Annotated in this window: 12 protein-coding genes; 6 read left to right on the forward strand and 6 right to left on the reverse strand. The window is 72.7% G+C overall.

The window, feature by feature from the left end:
- Nucleotides 1-514: 514 nt before the first annotated feature.
- From ACFW01_RS30950 to ACFW01_RS30965, 4 genes are all read right to left on the reverse strand, one after another.
- Nucleotides 515-1,258 carry an ATP-binding cassette domain-containing protein gene (locus ACFW01_RS30950; RefSeq protein WP_234960305.1) on the reverse strand — a complete coding sequence of 248 codons (744 nt, stop codon included), beginning with the start codon at nucleotides 1,256-1,258 and terminating at the stop codon, nucleotides 515-517.
- Nucleotides 1,255-1,833, reverse strand: a complete 579-nt coding sequence (locus ACFW01_RS30955) for a hypothetical protein (protein ID WP_234960306.1) — start codon at nucleotides 1,831-1,833, stop codon at nucleotides 1,255-1,257. Before ACFW01_RS30955 ends, ACFW01_RS30950 begins: the two co-directional genes overlap by 4 nt.
- On the reverse strand, nucleotides 1,830-2,822 hold the full coding sequence (locus ACFW01_RS30960; protein WP_384509156.1) for a hypothetical protein: 993 nt from the start codon (nucleotides 2,820-2,822) through the stop codon (nucleotides 1,830-1,832). Before ACFW01_RS30960 ends, ACFW01_RS30955 begins: the two co-directional genes overlap by 4 nt.
- Nucleotides 2,823-3,179: 357 nt before the next feature.
- Nucleotides 3,180-3,602, reverse strand: coding sequence for a hypothetical protein (locus ACFW01_RS30965; protein WP_234960308.1), 423 nt, complete (start codon nucleotides 3,600-3,602; stop codon nucleotides 3,180-3,182).
- Nucleotides 3,603-4,106: 504 nt separating this feature from the next.
- On the opposite strand from ACFW01_RS30965, the gene ACFW01_RS30970 reads away from it, so the two are divergent.
- From ACFW01_RS30970 to ACFW01_RS30980, 3 genes are all read left to right on the forward strand, one after another.
- On the forward strand, nucleotides 4,107-4,406 hold the full coding sequence (locus ACFW01_RS30970) for a hypothetical protein (protein WP_234960309.1): 300 nt from the start codon (nucleotides 4,107-4,109) through the stop codon (nucleotides 4,404-4,406).
- Nucleotides 4,407-4,415: 9 nt separating this feature from the next.
- Nucleotides 4,416-6,527, forward strand: a complete 2,112-nt coding sequence (gene malQ / locus ACFW01_RS30975; RefSeq protein ID WP_384509160.1) for a 4-alpha-glucanotransferase — start codon at nucleotides 4,416-4,418, stop codon at nucleotides 6,525-6,527.
- Between the two features lie 73 nt (nucleotides 6,528-6,600).
- Nucleotides 6,601-6,894, forward strand: coding sequence for a hypothetical protein (locus tag ACFW01_RS30980; protein ID WP_384509163.1), 294 nt, complete (start codon nucleotides 6,601-6,603; stop codon nucleotides 6,892-6,894).
- 79 nt (nucleotides 6,895-6,973) lie between these two features.
- Here ACFW01_RS30980 and ACFW01_RS30985 read toward each other — a convergent pair whose 3' ends face one another.
- Nucleotides 6,974-7,519, reverse strand: a complete 546-nt coding sequence (locus tag ACFW01_RS30985; protein WP_234960312.1) for a MarR family transcriptional regulator — start codon at nucleotides 7,517-7,519, stop codon at nucleotides 6,974-6,976.
- 78 nt (nucleotides 7,520-7,597) lie between these two features.
- Between ACFW01_RS30985 and ACFW01_RS30990 the strand changes: the two genes are divergently transcribed.
- The 3 genes from ACFW01_RS30990 to ACFW01_RS31000 are packed head-to-tail and all read left to right on the forward strand — an operon-like array spanning nucleotide 7,598 to nucleotide 10,465.
- Nucleotides 7,598-8,560, forward strand: coding sequence for an EamA family transporter (locus tag ACFW01_RS30990; protein WP_384509166.1), 963 nt, complete (start codon nucleotides 7,598-7,600; stop codon nucleotides 8,558-8,560).
- A gap of 34 nt (nucleotides 8,561-8,594) precedes the next feature.
- The gene (locus ACFW01_RS30995; RefSeq protein ID WP_384509169.1) at nucleotides 8,595-9,533 is read left to right on the forward strand and encodes a DMT family transporter; all 939 of its coding nucleotides are present in this window, start codon (nucleotides 8,595-8,597) and stop codon (nucleotides 9,531-9,533) included.
- A gap of 29 nt (nucleotides 9,534-9,562) precedes the next feature.
- Nucleotides 9,563-10,465, forward strand: a complete 903-nt coding sequence (locus tag ACFW01_RS31000; protein WP_234960314.1) for a LysR family transcriptional regulator — start codon at nucleotides 9,563-9,565, stop codon at nucleotides 10,463-10,465.
- Between the two features lie 242 nt (nucleotides 10,466-10,707).
- Here ACFW01_RS31000 and pepN read toward each other — a convergent pair whose 3' ends face one another.
- Nucleotides 10,708-13,284: an aminopeptidase N gene (gene pepN / locus ACFW01_RS31005; protein ID WP_384509172.1), complete on the reverse strand. Its 2,577-nt coding sequence runs from the start codon at nucleotides 13,282-13,284 to the stop codon at nucleotides 10,708-10,710.
- Nucleotides 13,285-13,309 lie beyond the last annotated feature (25 nt).

Raw genomic sequence — 13,309 nt, forward strand, 5'->3', positions numbered from 1 at the left:
GCCTCAGCCTCCAAGGGGTACAGGCAGCCCGGGTACTCCGCCGCGTCCGGGGGATCGAACGGGTACGCGGGCACCGTGTGCCGAGCGGCGTTGTCGCGATCCTGGTCCAGTCGGACCCAGCCTCGGGGGTCAGGAACCGACCGGTGCAGCACGGCGTTGACGTCGTGTGCCCAGTCCTCGTGCCGTCGAGGGCCGGTGGCCGCGAAGGTGTGCATGTCATCAAGCAGTCGCAGCGCCGCCGCGGTCCAGAGGCTGCGACGGGAGCGAAACCCCACCAGCGGACTGCCGACTTGGCGGGCGAAGGCGTCCTCGGGCTCGGCGGGGATGCGCCGGAGCTGGTCGAGGGCCCAGCGGACGAGCTCACCCCAGCCTTCCACCGCGAGGGAAACCCGCCCCTGCGGGAGCGAGGAACCCGTACCGTCCCGGAGTGCCTCCAGGCGCGCATCCACCAGGTCCAGGGCGGTCCGGTCGGCAGGCAAGGCGGTCACTCCCCGGTCGGTTCCACCAGCAGGTGTCAGGCCGCCACTCCCCGGTCCCTGAGCAGGGCGGTGTACGCCGCTTCGGCGGCGCGCCCCTCCACCGTGCCGGGTGGGGTGTGGGTGAGGAAGCTGCCCGTGTCGCCGTGATGGAGGATGCTGCCGCCGTACATGACGGTGACGTGGTCGGCCTCCTCCGCCAGGTCGGCGACGTCGTGCGTGGACAGGAGAACCCGTACGTCGTCGGTGAGCGTGCGCAGGATGTCCCGGAAGACGCGGCGCTGGTACGGGTCCATGCCGGCGGTGGGCTCGTCCAGCAGCAGGACCCGCGCGCCGTGCACGAGCGCGCCGGCGACGCCGACCCGTCGCAGCTGGCCCCCGGAGAGCCGGTTCGTACGGGTGCCGGCCTGGTCGGCCAGGTTCACCCGGCCCAGTGCCCGGCGGGCCTGCTGCCAGGCTTCGGCGCGGTTCATGCCCTTGAGCCAGCCGACGTAGGCGACGTACTCGCGCGCGGTCAGGGTGGGCATGGGCACGATGTCCTGCGGCATCCACGCCACCGCCTGCCGGTAGGAGGAGGTGCCGGCCGGGTCGCCGTCCAGGAGCACCCGCCCCTGCTGCGGCTTGTTCACCGAGGCCGCGAGTTTCAGCAGGGTGGATTTGCCCGCGCCGTTGGGGCCGAGCAGGACGGTGAGACCTTCCGGCAGGGCGTAGGAGAAGTCCCGCAGCACGGGCTGCTTCCAGCGCCGGTAGCCGTAGGTGCAGTTGCTGAGTTCGAGTGTCACGCTGTCTTCCTCGACGAACGGATCTGGGCGGCAAGGCCGATGGCGAGCACGACCACGGAGGCGACCGCGGCGAACAGGTTGTCCGCCGGGAGGGCCACGACGGTCCACAGGTGGGGCACGTTCCCGCGGAACCCGACGACCACGACAGTGACCAGCCACCCCACCGGGATCATCACCGCCGACTGGCCGGCCCAGGCCCGTCCGAGGAGCATCAGGCCGACCAGGAACACCGCGTTGCGCCCGCCGGCGGTGGCCCCGGCGGAGCCCTGCGCTGCGGCCACCAGCGCGCTGCACAGCACCGCCGCGCCGACCACCGCGGTCACGAGCAGGTTGTCGAGCCGGGTCAGGGAGCGCACCCCGGAGACCTCGGCCGCCGGAAGCCGTGACTCCAGTGCGGCCATCAGGCAGGCGAACAGGGGGACGGGCACGAACATCGCCAGCGCCACTCGCGGGGCGCCGGTGATGGACGGCAGCAGCACCGTGGCGTTCTGCACCGCGTAGAGCGCGGCGGTGAAGACGACGAGTGCGAGGGGGAGCAGCTGGTGTCCCCGGCGTGCCCTGAACCACCACCTCATGACTGCTTCGCCTCGCAGCTGTCGAGCATCTGGTTGATCCACCGGGACTGTTCGGCCGCAGGCTCGGTCAGCACCTGCTCGACGTCGGCCCGCACCCGCTTCTCCAGTTCCATCGCCACGGGGTCCCGGCCCTCCTGCGCGCGCCGTTTGCGGTACGCGTCCTCCTGGCCGGTCTTCACGGCCGCCCACAGCCAGGCCGAGTGCGCGTTGAGCGCGGGGACCTGCTTGCAGCGGAAGTGCAGGGAGCGTACGACGATCTGGTACGTCGCGTCCCCGCTGCCCACCGCTCCGGCGAGAACCATGCGCCACTCGGTGTCCGTGGACGGCTTCCGCAGGCGTCCGTCGGCGTAGCTGTCGGTGATGAGTTCAGGGCCGGCTGTGGTCGCGCCGGCCTCGCGCAGCACCCGCAGTGCCTCGGCGGTCTCGCGCTGGACCTGTGGCAGGCGGCGCGCGTCGAACTCGGGCACGCACATGCGCGGGGCGCTGCCGGCGCAGGCCATGGTGACGTGCCCGCTGGTCAGTGGTGGTGTGGCCGACCAGTCGGAGGCGGTGCGGTGGGCGCCGAGCACCCCGGTCACCGCGACCGCGACGGCGACGCCGACGCGCACGACACGCCAGCCGAAGGGCAGCCAGAGGACCAGCAGGCCCGCGGCGATGCCGCCGGCCAGCAGCACCGGCACCGCCGCCGTGATGAGGTCGGGCACCTCTCCGTAGCCGACGCTCCCGAACTGACCGGAGACATGGCGGGGCCAGTAGGGCAGCACGGCACGGGTGAAGGCGACGGTGATCCAGTCGGCCACGGCCACGATCGGCGTGGCGATGATGCGGGGCACCCAGCAGCCGACGGCGAACCCGAGCACGGCGTGGGCGACGCACAGGGCCAGCCCGGCCAGCAGCACCCGCAGGCTGTCGAGGGTGGGCAGGGTCCCGGACCGGGCCAGCGAGACAGCCGAGGGCAGCAGCAGGACCAGCCAGGACAGCACGATCACGGGTGCTATGGCGTTGACCGCGATGCGGTAACGCGAGCGAGCCGGCGCCAGTGCCCATATCCGGGCGCTCCGCAGTCGGCCACTTTCCCAGCAGGCCAGTGCGGCGGCCGTTGCATAAGCCAGCGCGTAAAGCGTTTTGAGGGGCTCCGCGACAATGCTGGGTGCGTAATTGTGATAACTGGAAAGGGGTGCGGTTTCTCCCGCCAGATAGTAAAGGAGAGTCAGGGCGAGGACGATTGGTCCGGCCCATCGGACACTACCGCTGCGCAGGCTGGTGGTGAATTTCATGGGTTCTCACTGACCACATTCCGGCCGGAAGTGGGGGCGCCCCGGGCGGGACGCCCCCCTGGGCTGAGATCAGCCGTCCGCCTTGGTGGTGTCGACGGAAACGCTCTTCACGCTCAGCTGCGGGCCGAAGGTGGAGCCGCCGATCTTCATGATCTTGAAGTAGTAGTCCCGCTTGCCGGACGGCAGGTCGGTCCACTCGCCGTTGCTGGTCCCGCCACCGAAGCAGGCGGTGAACGTCTTGTTGTCGTAGGACTCGTCAGGCTGCAGCGAGATGTCGTTCCACATCTGCACGTCGGTGCTCTTGGAGCCGTCCGTGGTGCAGCTGGTGAACAGAACCTGCGAGTACAGCTCGTCCGACCAGCGACGGGACTCGAAAGACGCGCTGGCGGCCGTGATCGAACTGCTCCAGTTGGCCTGGGCCAGCGGGGCCAGCGCGAGCGTGATCACTGCGGCCGTGCCGGCCACCATCGAAATGCGGGCCGTGTTCTTCATAATTCCTGTCCCTCCCTTGCGGGGCATGGGAAGGCATTTGTTAAGCGGAAATTCCACCGTTCCCCCACCCCCGTGAGTGCAGGGCTGTTGCCCTGCAAACGGAATCTAGCGCAGCAGTTACTTGTGAGGCAACTTTGAATTAACTGGCCGCTGATTGGCTGCGGTATGGCCCGCATAGCCCGCATGGCTCGCATTGGCTCGCATTGGGGCTTTTTGGCCGGAGCGGACTTCCTGAAGGTCGGAGAATGTTCCGTTTGCCCCTGGGAAATGTTCCGTTTGCGGTCGCGGTGTGCGGGCGGGCGCCCGAGGCACGAGCACCCGCGCCAGGGCACGAGCCCCCGCGTACGGGGTGAGGAGGTCGGGCGGCGAGCGGCCGTTCGGGTGACAATGTGACGAGGAGCACGTTGCCGGCCGTTTCAGGCCTGTGTCGGCGCCGACTGGGTAGGGCTGCCGTAACCCGCCAAAAGCGTGCTCGCAACACAGCCCGACCCAAAGGAGAACTCCGTGGCTGCACCCCTCCTGCTCCCGGCCCCTTCCAAACCCGTGGCGGAGCCGTCCACACCCTGGGCAGAGCCCTCCGCCGCCTCCGAGACCCCGCACTACTGCGTCTTCGGCGCCGCCCAGAGCTTCGCCGAGACCCCGCTGACCAGCGAACCTCCGCTGCCCGACGCCGAGCCCCTGACCAGCGAGTCGCCGTTCGCCGACGCCGTACCGCTGACCAGCGAGTCCTCGCCCGAGCTCACGGCTGACGTGCCGGAGCAGGGCGGCCCCTCCTTCGCCGTTCCCGAGCCGACGAGGTCGTAGAGGTCACAGATGCCAGCAGCCGGGCCGGCCGAGCCCCCCGCCGAGGACCTTCCCGAGGATCTGACCAGGCTCGCCGCCCTGCACGGCGTCGCCACCGCCTACCGCCCGTCCCCGGACCGCACCGTCCCGGCCTCGGTCACCGCGGTGACCCTCGCGCTGGCCGCCCTCGGCGTGGACACGAGCACCCCCGAGGCCGTACGGGCCGCGCTCGCCGCACGTGAGACCGGGCTGCGGGACCGCCTGCTGCCGCCCACCGTGGTCGGCTGGAGCGGGGGCGGCCCGCCGGCCGCCCTCGCCGCACTGCCCGAGGGCACCCGGCTCCGCATCGACACCGAGCAGGGCGAGACCCGCGACGACGCCGGGCGGCTCCCGCCCGGCGTCCACCGCCTGACCGCCACCACGCCCGACGGCCGCACCGCACGGGCCCACCTGATCGTGGCGCCCGCCCGGCTGCCCGCGCCCGCCCGGCGCTCCCACGGACTCCTCGTCCAGCTCTACTCACTCCTCTCCCGCCGCTCCTGGGGCATGGGCGACCTCGGTGACCTGCGCGAACTGGCCGACTGGGCGGGACGCGCCCTCGACGCCGGGTTCGTCCAGGTCAACCCGCTGCACGCGGCCGTGCCCGGCGCCCCCTCCGACCCCTCCCCGTACCGGCCCTCCTCGCGCCGCTTCCCGGACCCCGTCCACCTGCGGATCGAGGACGTACCCGAGTACGCCTACGTCACCGACCCCGAGCGCGTCCGGAAGCTCGGGGAACGGGCGGCACGGCTGCGCGGTGCCGTACTGGACGACGATGCCCTCATCGACCGGGACGCCGTGTGGGAGCTGAAGCGCGACGCCCTCGACCTGCTCCACGAGGTCCCCCTCGGACCCGGCCGCCGCGCCGCCTACTGCGACTACCTCGCCGCACAGGGCACCGCGCTGGAGGACCACGCCACCTGGTGCGCGCTCGCCGAGATCCACGGCCCCGACTGGCACCTCTGGCCCGAGGGCCTGCGCGCCCCCCGCTCGGCCGCCACCGAACGCGCCCGCACCGAGCTGATGGACCGCGTCGACTTCCACTCCCGGCTCACCTGGCTCACCGACACCCAGCTCACCGCCGCCCAGCACACCGCCCGCGAGGCCGGGATGCCGGTCGGGATCGTTCACGACCTCGCCGTCGGCGTGCACCCGCGCGGCGCCGACTCCTGGGCGCAGCAGGAGTACTTCGCCCGCGGCATGTCGGTGGGCGCCCCGCCCGACGCCTTCAACGCCCTCGGCCAGGACTGGGGCCTGCCGCCCTGGCGCCCCGACCGCCTCGCCGACTCCGGCTACGCGCCCTTCCGGGACCTGCTGCGCGGCCTGTTCCGCTACGCCGGCGCGCTCCGCGTCGACCACGTCATGGGCCTGTTCCGGCTCTGGTGGGTCCCCGAGGGCCACCCGCCCACCCAGGGCACCTACGTCCACTACGACGCGGAGGCCATGCTCGCCGTCCTCGTCCTGGAGGCCACCCGGGCCGGCGCCGTCGTCATCGGCGAGGACCTGGGCACCGTCGAACCCGGCGTGCGCGAGGCGCTGCGCGAACGCGGCGTGCTCGGCACCTCGGTGCTGTGGTTCGAGCGCGACTGGACCGGCGACGGCCGTCCGCTGCCGCCCGAGCGGTGGCGCGCCGACTGCCTGGCCACCGCCACCACCCACGACCTGCCGTCCACCGCCGCCCGCCTCACCGGCGAGCACGTCGAACTCCGCGACCGCCTCGGCCTGCTCACCCGCCCGCTGGAGCGGGAGCGCGCCGAGTCCGCGGCGGACACCGCGGAGTGGCTGGAGGTCCTCGCCCGGCTCGGGCTGCTGGACGGCACCGGCGGCGACACCGGAACCCCCGCGGAGGAGGCGGAGATCCAGGCCGTGCACCGCTTCCTGCTGCGCACCCCGGCCCGCATGGTCGGCATCTGGCTCCCGGACGCCGTCGGCGACCGCCGCCCGCAGAACCTCCCCGGCACCTGGGACCAGTACCCGAACTGGCGGCTGCCCGTCGCCGACGCCGGGGGCCGCCCGGTGACCCTGGAGGACCTGGCCGCCTCACCCCGCCTGCACGCCCTGATCGACGTCGTACGGGAACGCGGCGACGGCCGGGACGGCTGAGCCGGGCGCCCGCGGGCCCTCGTACGGGTACCCCGGGCGCGCGGTCCCTCGGGCCGTTCGCTAACTTGGCACCGTGGACAAGAAGAACGCCCTGCGCGCCGGCGCCCTGGCAGCCGGTACGACGCTGATGATGCTGCTCATGTCGGCCCCCGCGCTCGCGCTGACCCGCGACGACGGCGACGACCCCGGCACCGGCCTGAGCGTCATCGAGACGCTGGGCTACTACGTCCTGGCCCCGCTCGCGCTGTTCGCGGTCATCACCGGTCTGGTCATGGCCCTGGACAGGTCCAAGCCGGAGCACCGGGTGATCACCCCCGGCACCAAGGGCAAGACCAAGGCCAAGGCCAAGGTCGCCGCGAAGGCCTGACCCTCCGCAACGCTTTCACCGAAGGGCGCCGCCCCCGCACACCTGTGACGGGGCGGCGCCCTTCGCCGTGCGGGGACGGCTACTCCTCGGTGCCGGCGAGCAGGACCCGCAGCAGGCCGGCCACCTCGGCGGCCTGTCGCGCGTCCAGGGCGGACAGGGCATGCGTCTGGACGGCGAGGCCCGCGCCGACCGCCTCGTCGATCAGCTCCAGGCCCCGCTCGGTGAGCGTGACCTGGAGTCCCCGGCGGTCGTGCGGGTCGGGGGAGCGGCGCAGCAGCCCCGCCCGTTCGAGCTTGTCCAGGCGTCCGGTCATGCCGCCGGTGGTGAGCATCAGCGTGGCCGAGAGCTGCCGGGGCGAGAGTGTGTAGGGCTCGCCGGAGCGGCGCAGGGTGGCCAGGGCGTCGAACTCCCCGCGGGAGATCCCGAAGCGGGCGTACGCCTTCTCCATCCGGTCGCCCATCGCGCGGGCCAGCCGGAAGACCCGGCCGAACACCTCCATGGCGGCCGTGTCCAGGTCGGGACGGACCACCGCCCACTGGTCGACGATCGCGTCGACGGGGTCCTTGCGCGGCTCGGGGAAGGACTCGGGGGAGGGCTCGGAGGGTGTCCCGGGGCGTTCGGTCATGGCACGAGTATCGGGAGGATTCCCCTCGACCGCAAGAAAGTAGCTTGACGGAAACTTGCTTACAAGTAAGCTACTTTCATGCTGTCCGCCGGCCGCACCACCCTCATCGCGCTCACCGCCCTCGCCCCCGTCTCCTGGGGCACCACCTACGCCGTGACCACCGAGTTCCTCCCACCGGACCGGCCCCTGTTCACCGGTCTGGCGCGCGCCCTGCCCGCCGGTCTGCTGCTGCTCGCCCTCGCCCGCGTGCTGCCACGCGGCGCCTGGTGGGGGAAGGCGGCGGTGCTGGGCGCGCTCAACATCGGCGCCTTCTTCCCGCTGCTGTTCCTCTCCGCCTACCGGCTGCCGGGCGGCATGGCGGCCGTCGTCGGCTCGGTCGGCCCACTCTTCGTCGTCGGCCTCTCGGCCCTGCTGCTGGGGCAGCGGCCCACCACGCGCGCGGTGCTCACCGGCGTCGTCGCCGCGTTCGGCGTCAGCCTGGTCGTGCTGAAGGCGGCCGGCGGCCTGGACGCGCTCGGCGCACTGGCCGCTCTCGCCTCCGCCGCGTCCATGTCCGCCGGCACCGTGCTCACCAAGTGCTGGGGCCGCCCCGAGGGCGTCGGCCCGCTGGCGCTCACCGGCTGGCAGCTGACCGCGGGCGGGCTGCTCCTCGCGCCGGTCGCCCTCCTGGTCGAGGGGGCTCCGCCCGCGCTGGACGGCGCGGCGGTCGGCGGCTACCTCTACCTGGCGCTGGCCAACACGGCGGTGGCGTACTGGCTCTGGTTCCGGGGCATCGGCCGGCTCTCCGCCACCCAGGTCACCTTCCTCGGCCCGCTGTCCCCGCTCACCGCCGCGGTCGTCGGCTGGGCGGCGCTGGGCGAGACGCTGACGCCGGTGCAACTGGCCGGCATGGCGCTGGCGTTCGGGGCGACGATCGTGGGGCAGTTCGCGCCCGGCGGGCGACCGGTCAAGGGGGCGGCGACGGCCGTACCTTTCAGTTCCTCTTCAAGGAATGGTCGAAAAGATTCGATGGACCTGACGGTTCCCGGCCTGCGACGGTAGCCGCACACGATCGCCGACCAGTGAAAGGACCTCCGTGGCCGTAGCCGACCGCCGGACCGTCGCACCCCCTCGCACCCCTGCCGCCACCCCCGGCACGCTCGCCATCCACACCGCCCCGATCGCCTTGGGGCTCGGGCTCGCCCTGCTCGCCACCGTCGTCTGGTCCGGCAGCTTCGTCGCCTCCCGTGCCCTCGGGGACAGCGTCCCGCCCGTCCAGCACGCGTTCTGGCGCTGGGCGGTGGCGCTCGCCGTCGTGGCCCCTTTCGGCGCCCGGCGGGCCTGGCGGCAACGGGCCCTGGTCCGGCGCCACCTCGGCTTCGTACTCCTCGCCTCGCTGCTCGGGGTGGCCGTCTACAACACCCTCGTCAACCAGGCCGGCGTCACCACGCCCGCCGCCAACATGGGCATGATCATGGCGGCGTCCCCGGTGCTGATGGCGGTCGGTGAACGGGCGGGCGGCGTACGGCTCGGCGCCCGCCGGGTGGCGGGGCTGCTCGTCGCCTGCGCGGGTGTGCTGCTGCTGGTCGGGGGAGGGGCGGGCTTCTCGTCCGGCGACCTGTGGATGATCGCCGCCGCCTGCTGCTTCGGGTCGTACAGCGCGCTGCTGCGCCGCAGGCCCGCGGGGCTGGACGGGGCCGGTTTCCTGTTCACCACCTTCCTCTTCGGCACGCTCATGCTGCTGCCCGCGCAGGGCGTCAGCCTCGCCGTGCAGGGCGGGTTCAGCCCGGAGCCGGACACCGTCCTGCCCCTCCTCTACGTCGGCGTCGTTTCCTCCGCCCTGGCCTTCTTCGCCTGGAACAGGGCCATCTCCCTGATCGGTCCGTCCCGTGCCGGCGTCGTCTACTACCTCCAGCCGGTGTGCGTCGCCCTGCTCTCCTGGGCGCTGCTGGCCGAGCCGACCGGCTGGGCGCAGGCGGGCTGCATGGCGCTGATCCTCGGAGGCGTCGTCCTCGGAGCGGGGTCGCGTCGGTGACGAAAGCCGGGCGCGGATAGGTTGCCGCCATGGCCGACTGGGACATCCGCAAGCTGCAGATCCTGCGGACGCTGCGGGAACGGGGCACGGTGACCGCGACGGCCGAGGCGCTGAACATGACGCCGTCCGCCGTGTCCCAGCAGCTGACGAACCTCTCCCGGCAGCTCGGCGTGGAGCTGCTCCGGGCCCAGGGGCGCCGGGTCCGGCTGACGGACGCGGCCCGCCTCGTACTGCGGCACACCGAAGCGGTCTTCGAGCAGCTGGAGCGGGCGGAGGCCGAGTTGTCGGCGTACGTCCGGGGTGAGGCCGGCGAGGTGCGGGTGGGCGCCTTCTCCACCGCCGTTCCGGCCCTCGTCGTACCGGCCGTCACCGCGCTGCGGGCGAGCCACCCCGCCGTGACGGTGCGGGTGCGGGAGGCCGAGGCGCAGGAGGCGTACGAGCTGCTGGGGGCCGGCGAGGTGGACATCGCCCTGTCGCTGGCCGCCCAGGCGCCGACCGCCGCCGACCCGCGCTTCACCCGGGTCCCGCTGCTCGCCGACCCGCTGGACGTGGCCCTCCCCGCCGGCCATCCGCTGGCCCGCGCGGAAGGGCTCCGCCTGGCCGACCTCGCCGCCGAACCGTGGATCTTCGGCGGCAGCGGCCCCTGGTCCGCCATCACCCGTGCGGCCTGCGAGACGGCCGGCTTCCGCCCGCACCAGGCCCACACGGCGGCCGGCTGGACGGCGATCCTCGCGATGGTCGAGGCGGGCATGGGCGTGGCCCTGGTGCCCCGCATGGCCGCCGTGCCGCGCGACGGCGTGGCCATGCGCGACCTGCACGCCGACCGCCCCGTCCGCCACGTCGTCGCGGCCGTCCGCAGGGGAGCGTCGGAGGCCCCCGCCGTCGCGACGGTCCTCACGGCCCTCCGGGCGGCGGCGGACGCCCGCCCGTGAGGCAGGCCCGGCGCCCGGCCCGACACGCGCCACCGGGCCGCGGCGGGCGAACCCGGAGTCCCCGGCGCCGCGCTTGGCGGCCGTGCCGGGGGTACGGCATGGCGTACGTCATCGGTCGTGGAGGCGTACCCGAAGCCCCGCTGACGCAGGGCGGCGTGGTGGCGGGCCGGCCCACCTGGATGCGGCGCGGGGGCGCCCGGCGTGGCACAAGGCACGCCGGACACCCCCTGCGGAGTGAAGACCTACTCCGTGGTCGCCGCCGCGTCCGCAGCCTGGGCCAGCAGGGCGCGCTCGATGCCCGAGCGGGACTCCGAGACCAGGCGGCGCAGGGCCGCGTTCGGCTCGGCGGAGGCCAGCCACGCGTCCGTGCGGTCCAGGGTCTCCTGCGACACCTGCACCGCCGGGTACAGGCCGACCGCGATCTGCTGGGCCATCTCGTGCGAACGGGACTCCCAGACGCCCTTCAGCGCCTCGAAGTACCGCTCCGTGTACGACGCCAGCAGCTCGCGCTGGTCGGTCTGGACGAAGCCGGCGATGACCGCCTCCTGGACGGCGTTCGGCAGCTTGTCGGACTCCACGACCGACTCCCAGGCCTCCGCCTTGGCCTGCTCGGTGGGCCGGGCGGCACGTGCGGTGGCGGCGTGCCGCTCACCGGCGGCCGTCTTGTCCCGCTCGTACTCCGAGGCGATCTCCGAGCCGCCGAACCGGCCCACGGCCGCCAGCCGCTGCACGAACGCCCAGCGCAGCTCCGTGTCGACGGCCAGGCCCTCGATCGTCTGCGTGCCGTCGAGCAGCGCGTCCAGCAGGTCGAGCTGCTCCGGCGTCCGCGCCGTCGCCGCGAACGCGCGCGCCCACGCCAGCTGGTGGTCGCTGCCCGCCTCGGCGGCCCGCAGGTGGGCCAGGGTGGCCTCGGTCCAGCGGGTGAGCAGTGCCTCGCGGGCGGTCGGGGCGGCGTACTGGTCGATGGCCAGCTTCACCTGGCGGTGCAGCGACTGCACGACACCGATGTCGGATTCCTTGCCGATGCCGGACAGGACCAGGGAGAGGTAGTCCCGGGTGGCCAGCTCCGCGTCCCGGGTCATGTCCCACGCCGACGCCCAGCACAGCGCGCGCGGCAGCGACGCGGTGAAGTCGCCCAGGTGCTCGGTGACGACGGCCAGGGACTGCTCGTCCAGGCGGACCTTCGCGTACGACAGGTCGTCGTCGTTCAGGAGCAGCACCGCCGGGCGGGCCTTGCCGACCAGCTGTGGCACGTCCGTCAGCTCGCCGTCCACGTCCAGCTCCACGCGCTCGCCGCGTACCAGCTTGCCGTCCGCGTCGAGGTCGTAGGCGCCGACCGCGATGCGGTGCGGGCGCAGGGTGGGCTCGCCCTTCGCGCCTGCGGGCAGGGCCGGAGCCTCCTGCCGGACGGCGAAGGAGGTGATCACGCCCTCGGCGTCCGTCTCGATCTCCGGGCGCAGCACGTTGATGCCCGCCGTCTCCAGCCACGCCTTCGACCAGGTCTTCAGGTCGCGCCCGGAGGTCTCCTCCAGCGCGCCCAGCAGGTCGGACAGGCGTGTGTTGCCGAACGCGTGCCGCTTGAAGTACGCCTGCACGCCCCGGAAGAAGGCGTCCTCACCGACGTACGCGACGAGCTGCTTGAGCACGCTCGCGCCCTTGGCGTACGTGATGCCGTCGAAGTTGACGAGCACGTCGTCCAGGTCGCTGATGTCCGCCATGATCGGGTGCGTGGACGGCAGCTGGTCCTGCCGGTACGCCCAGGTCTTCATCTGGTTGGCGAACGTCGTCCACGAGTGCGGCCACTTGGAGCCGGGCGCGTCGGCCTGGCAGGCGGCCTCGGCGTAGGTGGCGAACGACTCGTTCAGCCACAGGTCGTTCCACCACTCCATGGTGACCAGGTCGCCGAACCACATGTGCGCCAGCTCGTGCAGGATCGTCGCCGCCCGCACCTCGTACGCCGCGTCCGTCACCTTGGACCGGAAGACGTACTGGTCCCGGATGGTCACCGCGCCCGCGTTCTCCATCGCGCCCGCGTTGAACTCCGGCACGAAGAGCTGGTCGTACTTCTTGAAGGGGTACGCGTAGTCGAACTTCTCCTGGAACCACTCGAAGCCCTGGCGGGTCACCTCGAAGATGGCGTCCGAGTCGAGGTGCTCGGCGAGCGAGGGGCGGCAGTAGATGCCGAGCGGGACGGACTGGCCGTCCTTCTCGTACACGCTGTGCACCGAGTGGTACGGGCCGACGATCAGGGCCGTGACGTACGACGAGATGCGCGGGGTCGGCTCGAAGACCCAGACGCTGTCCTTCGGCTCGGGCGTCGGCGAGTTGGAGATGACCGTCCAGCCCTCGGGCGCCTTCACGGTGAACTGGAACGTCGCCTTGAGGTCGGGCTGCTCGAAGCTCGCGAAGACCCGGCGCGCGTCCGGCACCTCGAACTGGGTGTACAGGTACGCCTGGTCGTCCACCGGGTCGACGAACCGGTGCAGGCCCTCGCCGGTGTTGGTGTAGGCGCAGTCGGCGGCCACGCGCAGGATGTTGCGCCCCGGCAGCAGGCCCGGCAGGGCGATGCGGGAGTCCTGGAACACCTCGTCGGCGTCGAGGGCGTCGCCGTTCAGCGTCACCTCGTGGACCGTGGGCGCGACCAGGTCGATGAAGGACTCGCCGCCGCCCTCCGCGACGTCGAAGCGCACCGTGGTCACGGACCGGTAGGTGCCGCCCTCCTGCGCGCCGGTGAGGTCGAGATCGATCTCGTACGAGTCAACGCTCAGCAGCGTCGCCCGCTGCCGCGCCTCTTCGCGAGTCAGGTTTGTGCCAGGCACGCGGTCATCTCCTCGTGATGTGTCG

The organism is Streptomyces sp. NPDC058985, from assembly GCF_042740985.1.
Taxonomy (GTDB): domain Bacteria; phylum Actinomycetota; class Actinomycetes; order Streptomycetales; family Streptomycetaceae; genus Streptomyces.

Excerpts from the sequence above, each read along its gene's own strand:
- ACFW01_RS30965 (WP_234960308.1), bottom strand. The coding sequence starts at position 3,602 with ATGAAGAACACGGCCCGCATTTCGATGGTGGCCGGCACGGCCGCAGTG.
- malQ (WP_384509160.1), top strand. The coding sequence starts at position 4,416 with ATGCCAGCAGCCGGGCCGGCCGAGCCCCCCGCCGAGGACCTTCCCGAG.
- ACFW01_RS31000 (WP_234960314.1), top strand. The coding sequence starts at position 9,563 with ATGGCCGACTGGGACATCCGCAAGCTGCAGATCCTGCGGACGCTGCGG.
- ACFW01_RS30955 (WP_234960306.1), bottom strand. The coding sequence starts at position 1,833 with ATGAGGTGGTGGTTCAGGGCACGCCGGGGACACCAGCTGCTCCCCCTC.
- ACFW01_RS30990 (WP_384509166.1), top strand. The coding sequence starts at position 7,598 with ATGCTGTCCGCCGGCCGCACCACCCTCATCGCGCTCACCGCCCTCGCC.
- ACFW01_RS30985 (WP_234960312.1), bottom strand. The coding sequence starts at position 7,519 with ATGACCGAACGCCCCGGGACACCCTCCGAGCCCTCCCCCGAGTCCTTC.